The sequence below is a fragment of the Reyranella sp. CPCC 100927 genome (genome assembly GCF_007859315.1).
In the GTDB taxonomy this organism is placed as follows: Bacteria; Pseudomonadota; Alphaproteobacteria; order Reyranellales; family Reyranellaceae; genus Vineibacter.
On record NZ_VOHA01000004.1, the window covers coordinates 443,352 to 459,601 of the forward strand.

General features: G+C 65.5%; 15 protein-coding genes. 5 read left to right on the top strand and 10 right to left on the bottom strand.

Going from position 1 to position 16,250, the window contains the following annotated elements; all coding sequences use genetic code 11:
* The first annotated feature begins 18 nt into the window (after positions 1-18).
* Positions 19-798, top strand: coding sequence for an enoyl-CoA hydratase-related protein (locus FQU96_RS14945; RefSeq protein ID WP_146542068.1), 780 nt, complete (start codon positions 19-21; stop codon positions 796-798).
* Positions 799-831: 33 nt separating this feature from the next.
* Here FQU96_RS14945 and FQU96_RS14950 read toward each other — a convergent pair whose 3' ends face one another.
* The 5 genes from FQU96_RS14950 to FQU96_RS14970 form a co-directional block, all read right to left on the bottom strand.
* A complete protein-coding gene (locus FQU96_RS14950) occupies positions 832-1,776 on the bottom strand; it encodes an LLM class flavin-dependent oxidoreductase (RefSeq protein WP_146542069.1) in 945 nt (314 codons plus the stop codon).
* Positions 1,777-1,797: 21 nt separating this feature from the next.
* Entirely contained in the window at positions 1,798-2,646 is an 849-nt protein-coding gene (locus FQU96_RS14955; protein ID WP_146542070.1) for an LLM class F420-dependent oxidoreductase, read from the bottom strand.
* Positions 2,647-2,741: 95 nt separating this feature from the next.
* The gene (locus FQU96_RS14960; RefSeq protein WP_146542071.1) at positions 2,742-3,197 is read right to left on the bottom strand and encodes a metallophosphoesterase family protein; all 456 of its coding nucleotides are present in this window, start codon (positions 3,195-3,197) and stop codon (positions 2,742-2,744) included.
* Between the two features lie 19 nt (positions 3,198-3,216).
* A complete protein-coding gene (locus tag FQU96_RS14965; RefSeq protein ID WP_146542072.1) occupies positions 3,217-3,987 on the bottom strand; it encodes an acetoacetate decarboxylase family protein in 771 nt (256 codons plus the stop codon).
* On the bottom strand, positions 3,987-5,111 hold the full coding sequence (locus tag FQU96_RS14970) for an LLM class flavin-dependent oxidoreductase (protein WP_146542073.1): 1,125 nt from the start codon (positions 5,109-5,111) through the stop codon (positions 3,987-3,989). Before FQU96_RS14970 ends, FQU96_RS14965 begins: the two co-directional genes overlap by 1 nt.
* 170 nt (positions 5,112-5,281) lie before the next feature.
* On the opposite strand from FQU96_RS14970, the gene FQU96_RS14975 reads away from it, so the two are divergent.
* The 3 genes from FQU96_RS14975 to FQU96_RS14985 all read left to right on the top strand — a co-directional run bounded on the left by FQU96_RS14975 (position 5,282) and on the right by FQU96_RS14985 (position 8,930).
* Positions 5,282-6,304 carry a TIGR03617 family F420-dependent LLM class oxidoreductase gene (locus FQU96_RS14975; RefSeq protein WP_146542074.1) on the top strand — a complete coding sequence of 341 codons (1,023 nt, stop codon included), beginning with the start codon at positions 5,282-5,284 and terminating at the stop codon, positions 6,302-6,304.
* A gap of 105 nt (positions 6,305-6,409) precedes the next feature.
* Positions 6,410-7,690, top strand: a complete 1,281-nt coding sequence (locus FQU96_RS14980; protein WP_178130521.1) for an adenylate/guanylate cyclase domain-containing protein — start codon at positions 6,410-6,412, stop codon at positions 7,688-7,690.
* Positions 7,683-8,930, top strand: coding sequence for an adenylate/guanylate cyclase domain-containing protein (locus tag FQU96_RS14985; RefSeq protein ID WP_146542076.1), 1,248 nt, complete (start codon positions 7,683-7,685; stop codon positions 8,928-8,930). The genes FQU96_RS14980 and FQU96_RS14985 overlap by 8 nt, the downstream gene beginning before the upstream one ends.
* A gap of 1 nt (position 8,931) precedes the next feature.
* Here the strand turns inward: FQU96_RS14985 and FQU96_RS14990 are convergent, their stop codons facing one another.
* Positions 8,932-10,059, bottom strand: coding sequence for a serine hydrolase (locus FQU96_RS14990; RefSeq protein ID WP_255468332.1), 1,128 nt, complete (start codon positions 10,057-10,059; stop codon positions 8,932-8,934).
* Between the two features lie 49 nt (positions 10,060-10,108).
* Positions 10,109-10,942: a FadR/GntR family transcriptional regulator gene (locus tag FQU96_RS14995; protein WP_146542077.1), complete on the bottom strand. Its 834-nt coding sequence runs from the start codon at positions 10,940-10,942 to the stop codon at positions 10,109-10,111.
* 93 nt (positions 10,943-11,035) lie between these two features.
* Here FQU96_RS14995 and FQU96_RS15000 point away from each other — a divergent pair, with 93 nt between their 5' ends.
* A complete protein-coding gene (locus tag FQU96_RS15000) occupies positions 11,036-12,415 on the top strand; it encodes an amidase family protein (RefSeq protein ID WP_146542078.1) in 1,380 nt (459 codons plus the stop codon).
* An 88-nt stretch (positions 12,416-12,503) separates the two neighbouring features.
* Here the strand turns inward: FQU96_RS15000 and FQU96_RS15005 are convergent, their stop codons facing one another.
* The 3 genes from FQU96_RS15005 to FQU96_RS15015 all read right to left on the bottom strand — a co-directional run bounded on the left by FQU96_RS15005 (position 12,504) and on the right by FQU96_RS15015 (position 16,233).
* Positions 12,504-13,697, bottom strand: a complete 1,194-nt coding sequence (locus FQU96_RS15005) for an ABC transporter substrate-binding protein (RefSeq protein ID WP_146542079.1) — start codon at positions 13,695-13,697, stop codon at positions 12,504-12,506.
* Between the two features lie 106 nt (positions 13,698-13,803).
* Positions 13,804-14,997 carry an ABC transporter substrate-binding protein gene (locus tag FQU96_RS15010; protein WP_146542080.1) on the bottom strand — a complete coding sequence of 398 codons (1,194 nt, stop codon included), beginning with the start codon at positions 14,995-14,997 and terminating at the stop codon, positions 13,804-13,806.
* Between the two features lie 39 nt (positions 14,998-15,036).
* A complete protein-coding gene (locus FQU96_RS15015; RefSeq protein WP_146542081.1) occupies positions 15,037-16,233 on the bottom strand; it encodes an ABC transporter substrate-binding protein in 1,197 nt (398 codons plus the stop codon).
* Positions 16,234-16,250 lie beyond the last annotated feature (17 nt).

Sequence of the window (16,250 nt, forward strand, 5' to 3'; positions counted from 1 at the left end):
ATATCGATCGGAGGCTTCATGGTTTACGACCACATTCTGACCGAGACCCACGGCAGGGTTGGCCTGGTCCGCTTCAACAGGCCGGATCGGCGCAATGCACTCAGCATGGCGCTGATCGCCGAGTTGCGCGATGCACTGGACATCTTCGAGGCTGCCGGTGAGATCGGTGCTATTGTGGTGACCGGCAATGACCAGGCGTTCGCGGCCGGTGCCGACATCGGTGAGATGGCGGCCCTGGAGTCGTTTGCCGACGTCTTCCAGTCCGAGTTCAGCGGGGCTGACTGGCTGAGGCTATCGACGTGTCGCAAACCCACCATCGCGGCCGTAGCGGGTTATGCGCTGGGTGGTGGATGCGAACTCGCCCTGATGTGCGATTTCATCCTGGCCGCTGATAATGCCAGGTTTGGCCAGCCGGAGATCACGGTCGGCGCCACGCCGGGATGTGGCGGCACGCAGCGTCTGCCGCGGGCGATCGGCAAGGCCAAGGCGATGGAAATGTGCCTGACGGGCCGCCTGATGGATGCAGCCGAGGCGGAGCGCAACGGCTTGGTTGCACGGATCGTGCCCCTCGCCAGCCTCGTCGAGGACGCGATCAACACAGCCAAGGCCATCGCCGGTCGTTCGCGGCCGGCGACGATGCTGGTCAAGGAGTGCGTAGGCCGTGCCTTTGAAATGCCCCTGGCCGAGGGCGTTCTCTTCGAGCGGCGGATGTTCCAGGCATGCTTCGCGCTTGATGACCGGCGTGAAGGCATGACCGCCTTCGCGGCCAAGCGGCCGGCGCGTTTCCGCGATCGTTGACCAGCCAGCGGCTCGGTTGCCGACCCTTGGGATTCAGGCGGTCGACTTCGGTCGCCGCGGCCAGCGGTTGGCGACCTGCGGCAACACCGCATCGATCAGCTGGCGGGTTTGGGCCAGCATGTCGTCTCCAGCGCCCATCGGCCGCAGAATGAACTTCGAGATGCCGGCATCGACGTACTCGGCAATGCGCGCCAGGATCGCGTCCGCATCGCCGAGAGCGAAATAGCGCTTGGCATCGCGTCCGGTGCGTTTTTCGTACGCTGCCATGGCTTCGGTGACAATGCGGTCGCCGGCATCGCCGAAATAGAAGGGGAAGCCGGCGCCGTAGTGGTCCGCGTCGATGGACCGCCCGGCGTCTGTTGCGGCGGCCTTGATTGCGGCCACCACGCGCGCGGCGTCGTCCGGCGTCTCGCCGCCGGCCTGCCAGCCGGTGCCGATGCGCGCGGTGCGGCGGATGGCGGCCTCGGATGCGCCGCCGATCCACAGGGGCAGGTCGGCCTGCACGGGCTTGGGCGCGATCGATGCCCCCGACAGGCGGTAGTAGGTGCCGGCGAAGTCGACGCTGTCTTCGCGCCACAGGCGCTGGATGATCTCCAGTCCCTCGTCGGTACGGCGGCCGCGGGTGCGCGTATCGACGTTGAGCGTCTTCCACTCCGGCGCCAGCGGACTGCCGATGCCGAACGCCGGCAGCAGGCGTCCATCGGAGAGCACGTCGATGGTGGCACACTGCTTGGCCACCAGGACGGGATCGCGCAGCGCCACGGAGATGACGTTGACCCCGAATTTCAACCGGCGTGTGCGGCCTGCCAGCGCCGCGATCGCCGTCATGCACTCGAGGATCGGCTGGCGGCTGACGACACGATCAGTCTGCCATAGGGAGTCGATCCCGCCGTGTTCGCAGAGATCGACCCAGCGCCAATAGTCCGCGGCCGTGGCGAACGGAAACTCCATCAGTCCGAGGCCGATTGCGACGCTCATGGCAGGGATTCCTCGCGTGTCTTAAGCCCCGTGCGCGGCGGCCAGCGGCGCCCAGGTGTCGAGCGTCCGCAGGATGTCGTCGCGGCTCTTGTCCGGCACGCCGAACAGCGCGCGCTGAACGCCGGCCTTGGCGTAGCCCTCCAGTGCCGCCGCGTCCGGCGGCGCACCGAACACCGAGGTCGTCAACGTTGCCGGATCACGCCCGGCCGCCGATGCCATCCGGTGCAGGCGATCGAGCGAGGCTGCGGCGTCGAAGCCGCGCATGGCGCGCGGGAACCAGCCGTCGCAGTAGGCGACGACCCGCTTCAAGGTGTGATCGGTTTCGCCGCCGAGCAGGATCGGCGGATGAGGACGCTGGGCCGGCTTGGGATAGCTCCAGATCGGGTCGAAGTTGACCATGTCGCCGTGGAACGACGCTTCCTCCTGGCTCCAGATCGCCTTCATGGCCAGCACCCGCTCGCGCATCAGCTTGAAGCGGGTGTCATAGCGGGCACCGTGGTTCTCCATCTCGTCGACGTTCCAGCCGCCGCCGATGCCGAAGATGAAACGGCCGCCCGACAGCAGGTCGAGGCTGGCGATGACCTTGGCCAGCACGATGGGATCGTGCTGAGGGACCAGACAGACACCGGTGCCGACCAGCAGCTTGCGCGTCACCGCCGCGGCAAAGGCGAGGCCGATGAAGGGATCGTGTGTGCGGGCGTACCGCTTGGGCAGCTCACCACCGCCGGGGAAGGGTGTTTTCCGGCTCAGCGGAATGTGGGTGTGCTCCGGAACGAACAGCGATTCGAACCCGCGTTCTTCCAGGGCGCGTGCCAGTTCGGCGATATCGATTCCGTAGTCGGTCGGGAAGTAGAAGACTCCTACACGCATCGCGCTTCTCCACGGGACAGGTTGGGGTGTGGCTCACCTTGATACGACATCCGACGCCTGCTTGTCGCCGGGTTCACTCCAGCCCAGGAGGCGGGTCACCCAACTTCATGGATGTGCGGCTGGAGTGCATTGTGCCCAAGTTCCAGGGTTGCAAGCGCGATGGGCAGCCTGAAACGGCGTGGTCCTGCACTTCCCGGATTGAGGTAGAGCACGGTACCGACGGACTCGATCTTCGGCTGATGCGAGTGGCATGACACGACGACATCGATTCCGCTGGTCGCGGGATCAAGGTCTATCTCTTTGAGGTTGTGAAGCACATAGATGCGTCGGCCGCCGAGCATCACGAGCGCCGTGCTCGGATACGCGGCCGCCCATTCGCCTCGATCGACGTTCCCCCGGATCGCCGTTGTCGGCGCGAGTTTGCGGAGTCCTGCGATCACCTCGGGGCTGCCGATATCGCCAGCGTGAATGATGTGATCAGCACCCACGAGCCGTTCGGTCGCCTCAGGGCGCAGAAGACCGTGGGTGTCAGAGATCACACCGATCTTCATCGCTGAGGCGTCCGGTGGCTCATTCGTCTGCCCGTGATTCCCGAATCCGGCGGGTGCCTTGATAGACCGGCTTCAATGGATCCATCACGAAGCGAATGCGCGGCAGGTCCGTGTCGACCATGGCGACGGTCGCGACGATGGGATCGCCCGGGCGCAAGTTGCCGGCGTTCCATGCCGCGGCGTCGAAAGTGCGCACCTCGGGCCGGCCGCGCTCGGCCTTGTGGAAGGCGTACTTGGGATCGACCTGGATCAGCATCGGCGACGTGGTGCCGTCCAATGGCGCATTGGCCATGGTCACCCAGTTGATGAGCTGCACGTCCGATCCGGAAATCGCCTCGGGATTGACGAGGGCGCAGTCCAGCACCGTGGTGCCGTCTTTCTCGACAACGCCCATCAGGCGGTCGTGGCGGCGCGTCAGGCTGACTTTGGCGGCGGTGGCGGGGATGCCCCAGCCGTGCCGCAGGCCATCGGCGGCTTCCGGTGTGCTGGCATAGGCTCCCAGTACCAGGCCGCGGGGGTGTGCCCCGGCGCGGCTGCCCAGGCGCACGGTCGCCAGCGTAAAGGGTCCAACCGGACTCTCCGGGCAGCGCGTGACGGTGATCGCCAGGTAGGAGGGCACCGCCGGATGCATGGCCTTGGGCAGCAAGGCGTCCGCCGCCGTCCGCGACGTTTCCAGCAACAGCTGCATGGTCTCGGCACCCGGCAATGCCCACGCCGGGGTATCGAGGTTGGGCAGCGTCGGCAGCCGGTTCGCGATGGTGGCGAGATCGAGGTGACCGAAGAGCGGCATCACACGCCTCCCGCGGCAGCGGCCGGCGCCAAGGTGGGCCTTGCGCCTGATGTGGCGAACGCTGGCATCACTTCCTTGGCGAACAGCCGAAGGCTTGCCAGCACCTGGTCCTGCGGTACGACCTCATTGGCGTTGAGGAGGAAGTTGATGCGATCGACGCCAATCGATTCCCATCGCTTGATGGCATTGATGATCCGCTTCGGATCGCCAAAGCACAGGCCCTCGGCCTGCTCCGACGTGGAGTCGGGGCCGGTGGCGGCGCGGCGCAGCTGCGGCAGCAGGCCGAGCGACTGGTAGGAGCGCGACGCGTAGACCTCCCGTGTCGAGATCAGCTGCGCGGCAAGGTAGTTGAACGTGTCACCCAGCCGCTTGCCCATAGCGACGCCCGTGTCGTTGTCCTCGTGGCAGAAGAGGAAGTTGGTGGTGCCGACCTGCTCGTTGACGAAGGCGCCGACCGGCTCGCACAGCTGGATGCGGCGGCGATACTCGCGGATCTTCTTGTCCTGCTCGGCGAAGCCGGCAAAGGTCAGACCGAGGCTGCCCAGGCCGCGGTCGGCGGCATCGAGCTCGGTACCGGGGCTGGTGACGGCAACCCACATCGGCGGATGCGGCCGCTGATAGACCTTGGGCAGGATGGTGCGTTCCGGCATCGACCAGAACTCGCCCTCATACGCGAACGTCTCCTGCATCCACATCTTGGGCAGGCAACGCACGAACTCGTCCCACGATTTCTTGGTGTCGTCGGGGTTGGCGCGGAAGCCGCCCAGCTCGGTCCAGGTGGCGGAGCGCCCCGTGCCGACCTCCAGCCGCCCGCCGGACAGGATGTCCAGGGTCGCGGTGCGTTCGGCGATCTTGATCGGGTGATTGAACTGCGGCACGCAGACCACGATACCGTGCCCGACACGGATGTTCTTGGTCACCATGGCGCAGGCGGTGAGGAACAGCTCCGGCGCAGAGCAGTGGGAATACTCCTCGAGGAAATGATGCTCGACTGCCCAGACCTGCTCGAACCCGAGCTCGTCGGCCAATTTCACCTGCTCCAGGCAGTTCATGTAGACTTCGCGTTCGCGCTCGCGTGTCCAGGGACGCGGCACGGAGATTTCGTAGAAGATCCCGAATTTCATAGGCGTTTCTCCGACACGGACTTCGCCGTTTCACGACAACGATAGTCACGGGCAGTGGAGGCCGGCAAGGCACCCGGTCGCGCTCTTTCGCGTGGCAGACATACCGGACGATGGGATGAGGCAGACTCTCGCACCTTGGCGCAGAATGCCGCCCAAAGTCGGGAGGTTCCATGTCCATACGTATCTTCGCCCATCTGACGGACGATCTCAGCGCCGCAGCGCGCGAGGCCCGCGAAATCGAGGCGCTGGGCTTCGATGGTGCGGTGACGCAGGAAACGGCGCACGATCCGTTCTTTCCGCTGTTGCTCGCCGTCGCCAACACCACGCGGCTCCATCTGATGACGGACGTTGCGATCGCGTTTGCGCGTTCGCCCATGACCCTGGCCAATGTCGCGCACGACCTGAACGCGTCCTCGGGCGGACGCTTCACGCTGGGGCTGGGCTCGCAGATCAAGCCACATATCACGCGCCGTTTCAGCATGCCGTGGTCGCATCCGGCGGCGCGGATGCGTGAACTGGTGCAGGCCATCCAAGCGATCTTCGCCACCTGGTACGACGGTGCGCCGCTGCGCTTCGAGGGCCAGTTCTACACGCACACGCTGATGACACCGGCCTTCACGCCGACGAACACGGCGCACGGCAAGCCCGCGATCGGTATTGCCGCGGTGGGACCGCTGATGACCGAGACAGCGGGTGCCGTGGCCGACCGCCTGTTCGTGCATCCCTTTACCAGCGAGAACTATCTGCGCCAGGCCACCCTGCCGCATCTCAAAGCCGGACTCGATAGTGCCGGTCGTCCCGCGGGCGCCTGCCAGTTGTTTTATGGGCCGCTGATCGTCACCGGCACGACCGAGGAGATCTTTACCCGCTCACGCCAGGCGACCCTCGATCGCATTGCCTTCTATGCCTCGACGCCGGCCTATCGGCCGGTGCTGGAGGCCCATGGCTGGGGTGACCTGCAGCCCGAGTTGCAGGCGATGACCCGGGACGGACGCTGGTCGGAGATGGGACGCCTGGTCAGCGAGGAGATGCTGAACACGCTGGCCGTGGTCGGTGACGTGAAGGACATCGCGCCTCAGATCTGGGCCCGCTACGGCGATCTCGTGACCGATTTCAGCCTGTCCAGCGGTACGGTCGATCGGTCGGCACTGGCGCGGATCGCGGCGGATCTGCGCGCACTGGCGGCGGCGTAGCCCCTGAGAGCACGGGCGGGACGCCGCTTCCAGGGATCTTGAGGCACACGGCTGGCATCACCATCTGTCAGGGCGTAGGCTCCGGGCTGGGAGATGGCGCCGCGCGTGTCGAGCGAGTTCAGTTCCAAGGCAGCCGCGTTGCAACGCTGGCTGCTCCAACAAGCGTTGCTGGCAACGCCGGCCGGGCGCGTCGCCAGTCATTTCGTCGATAGCCTGGTGGACATGGGCGTGCCGCTGTGGCGCGCCTCTCTCCTCACATCGACGCTGCATCCGCAGGTCGAAGGCATCGGGCTGACGTGGACACGCGACGGCCAGCGCCTGCGCCAGGAATATCAGCACGGCTCCTTCGAGCGGGTACCGAGCCTGAGCCCTGTCTACGACGCCGTCGTCGCCGCGCAAGGCCGACCGTCCGCTGATGGCACGCCGATGCAAGGTGACATCACGCCGATGACACGCTATCGCCTGGAACGCGGCGAGGGCGCGGCAAACTACGCCATCCTGGATGAGTTCCGCCGGGCCGGTGCCACCGACTATCTGTGTTTTGCGATTCCTTTCGCCATCGACGGCAATGTCCATGCGGGCGATGCCGGTGCAGTGATCACGGTACTGGTCGACCGCGCTGGCGGCTTCACCGAGAAAGAGGTCACTGTCATCACTGACCTGATCCCGGCGCTGGGCGCCGCGTTGCGGCCGGGTGTGGATCTGGCGGCGATCCGCAGCGTGCTCGATACGTACCTGGGGCGCGATGTTGGCCGGCGCGTGCTCGATGGCGCGATTCGGCGCGGCTCCGTCGAGGCGATCTCGGCGGCCATCGTGGTCGGTGACCTGCGGGGCTTCACGGCGCTGGCCGACGAGGTACCGCGCGAGCGCCTGGTCAGCATGCTGGACGATTATCTCGACTGCCTGGTGAGCCCGGTTGAAGAGTCCGGCGGCGAGGTGCTGAAGTTCCTGGGCGATGGCCTGCTGGCCACGTTCGCGTTCGACAACAGCGAACCCGGACCGATCTGTGCGGCGGCATTAACGGCAGCGACCGAGGCACTGCGCCGCATCGACGTGCTGAACCGCAGCCGATCTGCCGACGGCCAGCCCGTGATGACGCTCGATCTCGCCCTGCACGCAGGCGAGGTGTTGTACGGCAATGTCGGCTCGGCCCGGCGGCTCGATTTCACCATCATCGGGCCGGCGGTCAATGAATCAGCACGCCTGGAGGCACTGTGCGCCACGTTGGATGTGCCCCTGGTAGCCAGCCGCCGGTTCGTCGATCTGCTGGGCACTGCAGCAAAGTTCCGCAGCCTGGGGCCACGGGTGTTGCGCGGCGTGCGCACGCCGGTCGAGGTCTTTACGCTGGTGTCCGGCAACGTCGACGCGGGAGCCCGTAATGTCTAGCGCAGCCGCCGTCACTGTCGCGACGGTGAAACACTGGCTCGTTCACCAGGCCTTGCTGGCAACGCCGGTGCCGCGGCTCGCGGCGCACTTTGCCGATAAGCTGCTGGCGCTGGGTCTGCCGCTGTGGCGCGCCCATGTCGGCGTCAACACGGTGCATCCGCAATTCGAATCCATCGGACTGACCTGGACGCGCCAGGGCAAGCGCCAGATCGAGGAGTTCGAGCACGGCTCCATGGCCAAGGTCGTCAACTCCAGCCCGTTCTATGAACCCATCACGGCGGCACAGATGCTGGCACGCTCTGCCCCCGCCGACAGCGAGGAAACCGTCATCCCGATGACGCGCTACCGGCTGGAGCGCGGCGAGGGATGGCAGTCATCTCATCTGCTGAGCGAATTCCATGCTGCCGGCGGCACCGACTACGTGTGCTTCGTCATCGTCTTCGGCAACGACGGCCGGCTGGGGGCGTTTATGTCGGGCGTCGCGGTGAGCTTCACGGGCGATCGGCCCGGCGGCTTCACTGACGAGGAGATCGCCATCTTGACCGACCTGATGCCGACCTTTGGTGCGGCGCTGCGGGTTGGCGCCGACCTCTCCAAGACGCGCACTTTGCTGGAAACCTATCTCGGCCGTGATGTCGGACGCCGGGTGTTGAGCGGCGACGTGCGGCGCGGCTCGGTCGAGGCGATGTCAGCCGCCATCGTCGTGGGTGACCTGCGGGGCTTCACGACGTTGGCTGACGAAGTGCCGCGCGATCAGCTGGTCAGTATGCTGGACGACTACCTCGACTGCCTGGTCACGCCGGTCGAGGCCTCCAACGGTCACGTGCTGAAGTTCCTGGGTGATGGCCTGCTGGCGACGTTCGCCTTCGATGACCGCGACCCACAGGCTGTCTGTGGCGATGCGCTGGGGGCCGCGACGGCCGCCCTGCAGCGAATCGATGCGTTGAATGTACAACGCCGGCGCGATGGAAAGCCTGTCATGATGCTGGACCTCGCGTTGCACATGGGCGAGGTGCTGTACGGCAATGTCGGTTCCGACCGGCGGCTGGACTTCACCATCGTGGGGCCGGCCGTCAACGAGGCGGCTCGGCTGGAGGCGCTCTGCACGACACTTGATGTGCCGTTGGTAGCCAGCCGCCGCTTCGTCGATGCCCTGAAAGCACCAGAGAAATTCCGCAGCCTGGGGCCGCGCGTGCTGCGCGGCGTGCGTACGCCGGTCGAGGTCTTCACGACGGTGTAGGTTACGTCACCGCCGGTAGGACCGTCTCCAGCAGCAAGGCCAGCGGCGGCGCCCACTGGTCGGGCTTGTTGTAGTTGCCGAAGGTCGTGACGACGACCAGGTCGAGGCCGGGCAGCACGTACAGGCGTTGGCCGCCGTTGCCGGCGGCGCCGATCCAGCGCTCGCGGCGCGCACCACCCGGGCCGACGGGAAACGCGCCCATGTACCAATGATAGCCGTAGCGCCTGAAGTCATCGATCCGGGCACGGTCCTGCAAGGTGGCGTTGAGCCATGACGGCGGCACGACCGGGCGCCCATCCCAGACACCGTTCTGCAGCATCATGTGGCCGATGCGGGCTAGATCGCGCGGCGCCAGCCGCAACCCCGACGCCGCCGACGGGGTGACCTTGTCCATGCCCCGCGACCACTCGAACGTGCCGATGCCCAACGGCGCGAACAGGGCGTCCCGGGCGAAGTCGGGCAGCGATCGGCCCGTGCCCTTGGCGATCAGTTGTCCCAGCAGCGCCGTGGCACCGCCGCTATAAGTCCAGCGTGCGCCGGGTTCGCCGACAATGGGACGCTCGAGAACGAAGCGGTAGCGATCGGGTGCCATCTCCATGGCGATCTCGCTGTTGGCTGGGCTGGTGTAGGGGATGTCCTCGTTCCACGCCGTGCCCATGGTCATGGTCAGTACATGGCCGATCGTCAGTTTCTGTCGCGCCGGATCGCTTGCCAGATCGGGATACTCGGGGAATTGCGCCAGCAGCGGTTGATCGGGTGCCGGCACTTTGCCCTGCGACAGCGCGATGCCGTAGAGCAGGCCGACGATGCTCTTGGTGACTGAACGCAGGTCATGCAGCGTGGTCGGCCGGAATGTGACCGTGCCCAGCGGATCACCCCAGCTTTCATCGGCACCGGTCATGTAGCGCTCGAGCACCAGCTTGCCGGCCCGCGCAACAATGACGCCGTGCAGGTTGGGCAGTTTGCCGGCAGCGATGGCGGCATCCAGCCGGGCCGACAGATCGGGCGCGAAACCGGCGGCGGCAGGCGTCACGGGTGTCCAGTCGAACGGTGCCGCTTGGAGCGGACCGGCAGTCATCAGAAGGGCTCCGGTGCTGAGCAGGAACGGACGGCGATGGAAGCGACGCATGATGGCCTCCAGACAGTGCTCCGGTTGAGAGTGATGGTGATGGCGGTGCTCATCGACGGATCCCGGCATGCCGTGGCGTCACGCTCACGCGCATTTCGGAGTCCAGCACCAAGCGGCTGCTGACGGCGCCTTGCATTTTCTTGACGTAGGACTCGGCTTCGATGACATGAGCCAGCATCAGCTTGCGCACCTTCTCCACGTCGCGTTTGCGGGCGGCATCGAGCAGGGTGCGATGGGCCGCGACATTGGTTCGGCCCATTTCGCCATAGTGCGCATGCATCGGGCTGAGGCCGAACACGACCAGGCGCCGCAGCATCTGGTTGATCATCTGGCAGGAGAAACGGAGGAACGGGTTGGGGTTGGCTGCGGCGAGGATGTCGTGGAAGTGCAGGTCTTCCTGGCGCTGTTTCAAGGCCTGGTCGACATCCGCCGCGGCGGGGGCGCATGTTTCGATGCTGGCTTCCAGCGCGACGAAGTCGCGTTTGGTCAGGTGGGGCACCGCGCCAGCCGCGAGTTCCGGCTCCAGGATACGGCGTACGGCGTAGATGTCGCCGACATCGACATCCTTGAAGAAGAGATAGTTCTGCACCAGCTGGAACGTGCGTTCGAAGGGGACTTCCACGACGGTGGCGCCGCCGGCCGGACCGGTGCTGACCGAGATAAAGCCCTGGACATCCAGCGACTTCAGCGCCTCGCGAATCGTGCCCTTGCTGACCGAGAACAGCAGCTGCAGTTCGGCTTCCTTGGGCAGCTTGTCGCCCGGCTTCAATTCACGCGTGACGATCCAGCGTTTGATTTCCTCCACCACCAGATCGCCGCGCTTGGGCGCGCGCAGGGGGTCGCCTGTCACTTTCCGTGCCTCGACCGTTCGCCTTGCCGTCATCCACAGATCCCGTTAGTTTCATATTTATTATGATAAATACTAGAATTGCTGTGAAAGAGCGTCAAGCAGGCTTTGGCGCGGCAGGAGGGGTGGATGAATGCTGCATTGTTGAAGCTCGACGCGGTCCAACTGGCCGCGGCCTATCGCAGGCGCGAGGTATCGCCCGTCGAAGCTGCCAGGGCCGTGCTCGAGCAAGCTGAAGCCACGCAGGCGACGCTCAACGCATTCGTCACGTTGGACCCTGTTGGCGCGATGGCGGCGGCCAGTGCGGCGGAGAGGCGATGGCGGGACGGGACGCCGCTCAGTGCCATCGATGGCGTGCCTGTTTCCATCAAGGACAACGTCTACACGGACGGCATGCCAACCCGCTTCGGTTCCAAGGCGATTGCCGAAGCGGATACGCAAGGACCTGACAGCCCGGTCGTGGCACGCCTGCGCGAGGCTGGTGCCGTGATCTTCGGCAAGACCACGCTGCCTGACTATGCGCACAAGATCGTGACCGACAGTCCATTGACCGGCATCACGCGCAACCCGTGGGATGTCTCACGCAGCCCAGGCGGCTCCAGCGGCGGCGCGTCGGCGGCGATCGCGGCGGGCATCGGGCCGCTGGCGGTGGGCACCGACGGTGGCGGATCGATTCGCGTTCCCGCGGCATGGAGCGGCATCTACGGCTTCAAGCCCAGTTTCGGGCGTGTGCCGCATCATCCGCGCGGCGCCTTTCCGACGGTGAGCCATGTCGGTCCGATGACGCGTACCGTACGCGACGCCGCGCGCATGATGACCGTGATAGCGCGACCCGACCCGCGCGATTGGTACGCATTGCCCTATGACGGCCTGGACTACGAGGAGAACCTGACGATCGAGCTGAAGGGCAAACGCATTGCGTTCAGCCCGGATTTCGGGCTGCCATACCCGATGGAGCCGGAGGCGGCGGCGGTGATCGCCCGTGCCGTCCGGACCCTCACTGACCTGGGCATCTGCACAGAAGTCGATCAGCCCGAGGACATCGCGGCCAGCGGCGGGATCCACGGCGTTCATTGGTGCGCGTTCTCGGCTCGATTAGCGGAGCGTCTGGGTCCGCGCGCGGCGTTGCTCGACGTCTCGATGCAGGCCCTGGTGCAGCGAGCCAAGACATTTCCGCCGGGCGCCTTCGTCGATGCCGTCGTGGCCCGCGGCGAGATCGGCAGCCGCATTCAGGGCTTCTTCGCGCGCTACGACCTGCTCGTGGGGCCGGTCATCGACCGCAGCGCGCCGGTGATCGCCGAGATCGATCCTGTCGAGCCGCCGCTGCCGTACTTTACGGGCTGGTGCAATCAGGTCGGTCTGCCGGCCGCCAGTGTTCCCTGCGGCCTCACCCGTGACGGGCTGCCCGTCGGCCTGCACATCATCGGTGGTCCCAGAGCGGATGCCCTGGTGCTGGCCGCCAGCCACGCCTGCGAGCAGATATTCGGTCGACTGACGCTACCGATGTGAAACCTCTCCCGCAAAGCGGGAGAGGGAGGGGCTCATCCCGACGGGTGCTACGCCCCGTCGACCTCGCCCGCGAGCGGGAGAGGTGACGCTACTTCACCAGCGGGCAGTTGCCGTCCTTGAGCGGGCGATAGGCCTGGTCGCCGGGGACTGTGGTGATCAGCTTGTAAAGGTCGTCCTTGCTCTTGGACTCGGCCGGTGTCTTGACCTGGAACAGATGCATGTCGCGCACCAGGCGGCCATCCTCGCGCAGCTTGCCATTCTTGGTCATCATGTCGTTGACCGGTAGTTCGCGCATCTTGGCCATGACAGCCTTGGGCTCGTCGGTCCCGGCGGCCTGCACGGCCTTCAGGTAGTGCGACGTGGCGCTGTAGACACCGGCAACCGCCATGTTCGGCAGCTTGTCCTTGAGCTTGCGGAAGCGCGCGGTCCAGGCACGGGTCTCGTCGTTGAGATCCCAGTAGAACGCCTCGGTCAGCAGCAACCCCTGCGCCACCGGGATGGTGAGCGCCTGTACGTCAGAGGCGAACACCAGAAGACCTGCCAGTTTCTGATTGCCCTTGCCGATGGCGAATTCACCGGCCTGCTTGATGGCGTTGATGGTGTCGCCGCCGGCATTGGCCAGCGCGATGATCTTGGCCTTCGATGTCTGTGCCTGCAGCAGGAACGATGAAAAGTCCTGCGTCGAAATCGGGTGTCGCACGCTGCCTACGACCTTGCCGCCAGCCGCGGTCACCACCGAGGTGACGTCCTTCTCCAGGGCGTGACCGAAAGCATAGTCGGCCGTCAGGAAGAACCAGGTATCGTAGCCTTCCTTCACCAGCGCCGAGCCGGTGACGTGGGCCAGTGCATAGGTGTCGAACACCCAGTGTGCGCCGGTGGCGGAGCAGGCTGGGCCGGTGAGGTCGACGGTACCGGCCGCGGTGTTGATGTCGATCTGGCCCTTTTCCTGGGAGACCTGGCGTACCGCCAGCGCCACCGAGGAGGTATCGAGGCCTGTGATCATCTTCACGCCGTCGACGTCATACCATTTGCGCGCAATGGCGGCGCCGATATCGGCCTTGTTCTGGTGATCGGCCGATACCACCTCGATCGGCCGACCCAGCACCTTGCCGCCGATATCGTTGACCGCCAGCTGGGCGGCCTCGACCGAGCCGGCGGTGAGATCGGCATAGACGCCGGAGAAGCCATCGAGCACGCCGATCTTTAGCGGCGATTGCGCCCATGCACTGTCCACCGACGTCGATGCCAGGGCCAGTATTGCCAAGAGATATCGTCTACGCATTAAACCCTCCACTCAATGTGCATGCCGAGGATGCATCGAGAGCGGAGGGTTTGTTCAAATCATGACCATCCCATGCCTGTCGTGCACGCATGGGACGCTATCGCGATCAGTTCTTGACCAGCGGGCAGTTGCCGTCCTTGAGCGGGCGGTAGGCCTGATCGCCCGGTACCGTGGCGATCAGCTTGTAGATGTCGTCCTTGCCCTTGGACTCGGCCGGCGACTTCACCTGGAACAAGTACATGTCGCGCACCAGGCGGCCATCCTCGCGCAGCTTGCCGTTCTTGGTCATGACGTCGTTGACCGGCAGCTCGCGCATCTTGGCCATGACCGCCTTGGGCTCGTCGGTGCCGGCGGCCTGCACCGCCTTCAGGTAGTGCAGGGTGGAACTGTAGACACCCACCGTCAGCATGCTGGGCAGCTTGTCCTTGCGCTTGCGATAGCGCGCCGTCCATGCACGGGTCTCGTCGTTGAGATCCCAGTAGAACGCTTCGGTCAGCACCAGGCCCTGGGCCACCGGCAAGGTCAGTGACTGCACGTCGGTGGCGAACACCAGCAGGCCGGCCAGTTTCTGGCCGCCCTTGACGATGCCGAATTCACCAGCCTGCTTGATCGAGTTGATGGTGTCGGCGCCGGCGTTGGCAAGGCCGATGATCTTCGCTTTGGATGCCTGGGCCTGCAGCAGGAACGACGAGAAATCCTGGGTCGAGAGCGGGTGCCGGACGCCGCCCAGCACCTTGCCGCCGTTGCTGGTGACGACCGACGTGACATCGCGCTCCAGCGCATGGCCGAAGGCGTAGTCGGCGGTGAGGAAGTACCAGGAGTCGCCGCCCGCCTTCACCAGCGCCGAGCCGGTGACGTGGGCCAGCGCGTAGGTGTCGTAGACCCAGTGCGCGCCGGTGGGCGAGCACGACGGGCCGGTGAGGTCGACGGACGCGGCGCCGGTGTTGATGTCGATCTTGCCTTTTTCCTGGGCAATCTTGCGCACGGCCAGCGCGACCGACGATGTCCCGATGCCGGTGATCATCTTCACGTCGTCGACGTCGTACCATTTGCGGGCGATGGCGGCGCCGACGTCGGGCTTCGTCTGGTGGTCGGCCGACAGGATCTCGATGGGACGGCCCAGAACCTTGCCGCCGAAATCATCGATCGCCATCTGGATCGCTTCGACCTCGCCGATGGTGAGGTCGCCGTAGACGCCCGAGAATCCTTCCATGACGCCGATGCGCAGGGGGGCCTGCGCCCAGGCGGTGCTGCCGAGCAGCGCGCCCAGGACGAGGCCTGCAAAGAGGGATTTCTTCATGTGTTACCTCCTAACTGTTTGATCATGTCGTTGAGCTTCTTACTGTTTGACCAGCGGGCAGTTGCCGTCCTTGAGCGGGCGGTAGGCCTGTTCGCCGGGCACCGTGGTGATCAGCTTGTAGACATCGTCCTTGCTCTTGGACTCGGACGGCGCCTTCACCTGGAACACATGCATGTCGCGGACCAGGCGACCATCTTCGCGCAGCTTGCCGTTCTTGGTCATCATGTCGTTGACGGGCAGCTCGCGCATCTTGGCCATGACAGCCTTGGCTTCGTCGGTGCCGGCTGCCTGTACCGCCTTCAGATAGTGCAGCGTGGCGCTGTAGGCACCGGCGATCACCATGTTGGGCAGCTTGTCCTTGCGCTTGCGGAACTTTGCGGTCCAGGCGCGGGTCTCGTCGTTGAGGTCCCAGTAGAACGCCTCGGTCAGCACCAGGCCCTGGGCCAAGGGCAGGGTCATCGCCTGGATGTCGGTGGCGAAGTTCACCAGGGTGACCAGCTTCTGGCCGCCCTTGCCGATGGCGAACTCGTTGGCCTGCTTGATCGAGTTGACGGAGTCGGCACCGCCGTTGGCGAGCGCGATGATCTTGGCCTTGGAGGCCTGCGCCTGGAGCAGGAACGACGAGAAATCCTGGGTCGCCAGCGGGTGCTTGACGGTGCCCACGATCTTGCCGCCGTTGGCGGTCACCACGGCCGTGAGGTCGCGTTCGATCGCGTGGCCGAAGGCGTAGTCGGCGGTCAGCAGGAACCAGGTATCGTCGCCGGCCTTGGCCAGCGCCGAGCCGACGACCTGGGCCAGGGCGTAGGTGTCGTAGACCCAGTGCGCACCGGTGGCCGAGCATGACGGTCCGGTAAGATCGACCGTTCCGGCCACGGTGTGGATGTCGATCCGGCCCTTTTCCTGGGCGATCTTGCGTACTGCCAGTGCCACCGATGAGGTGTCGAGGCCGGTGATCATCTTGACATCGTCGACGTCGTACCACTTGCGGGCAATGGCGACGCCGATGTCGGGCTTGTTCTGGTGATCGGCTGTCAGGATCTCGATCGGCCGCCCCAGGACCTTTCCGCCCATCTCGTCGACCGCCATCTGGGCGGCCTCGATCTCGCCACTGATGAGGTCGGAGAAGACGCCCGAGAATCCCCCGATGACGCCGATGCGCAAGGGGGCCTGGGCCCACGCGCTGCCGGCCGTCAGCGCTGACAGGATGAGACCGGCGATCAGATGCTTCTTCTTCATGATATGCTCCCTCCCGA

Coding starts and splice junctions, on each gene's coding strand:
- FQU96_RS14950 (WP_146542069.1), bottom strand. CDS start 1,776: ATGAGCGTCGCAATCGGCCTCGGACTGATGGAGTTTCCGTTCGCCACG.
- FQU96_RS14990 (WP_255468332.1), bottom strand. CDS start 10,059: ATGCGTCGCTTCCATCGCCGTCCGTTCCTGCTCAGCACCGGAGCCCTT.
- FQU96_RS14970 (WP_146542073.1), bottom strand. CDS start 5,111: ATGAAATTCGGGATCTTCTACGAAATCTCCGTGCCGCGTCCCTGGACA.
- FQU96_RS15005 (WP_146542079.1), bottom strand. CDS start 13,697: ATGCGTAGACGATATCTCTTGGCAATACTGGCCCTGGCATCGACGTCG.
- FQU96_RS14965 (WP_146542072.1), bottom strand. CDS start 3,987: ATGCCGCTCTTCGGTCACCTCGATCTCGCCACCATCGCGAACCGGCTG.
- FQU96_RS14960 (WP_146542071.1), bottom strand. CDS start 3,197: ATGAAGATCGGTGTGATCTCTGACACCCACGGTCTTCTGCGCCCTGAG.
- FQU96_RS15000 (WP_146542078.1), top strand. CDS start 11,036: ATGAATGCTGCATTGTTGAAGCTCGACGCGGTCCAACTGGCCGCGGCC.
- FQU96_RS14985 (WP_146542076.1), top strand. CDS start 7,683: ATGTCTAGCGCAGCCGCCGTCACTGTCGCGACGGTGAAACACTGGCTC.
- FQU96_RS14995 (WP_146542077.1), bottom strand. CDS start 10,942: ATGACGGCAAGGCGAACGGTCGAGGCACGGAAAGTGACAGGCGACCCC.
- FQU96_RS14945 (WP_146542068.1), top strand. CDS start 19: ATGGTTTACGACCACATTCTGACCGAGACCCACGGCAGGGTTGGCCTG.
- FQU96_RS14955 (WP_146542070.1), bottom strand. CDS start 2,646: ATGCGTGTAGGAGTCTTCTACTTCCCGACCGACTACGGAATCGATATC.
- FQU96_RS15015 (WP_146542081.1), bottom strand. CDS start 16,233: ATGAAGAAGAAGCATCTGATCGCCGGTCTCATCCTGTCAGCGCTGACG.
- FQU96_RS15010 (WP_146542080.1), bottom strand. CDS start 14,997: ATGAAGAAATCCCTCTTTGCAGGCCTCGTCCTGGGCGCGCTGCTCGGC.
- FQU96_RS14975 (WP_146542074.1), top strand. CDS start 5,282: ATGTCCATACGTATCTTCGCCCATCTGACGGACGATCTCAGCGCCGCA.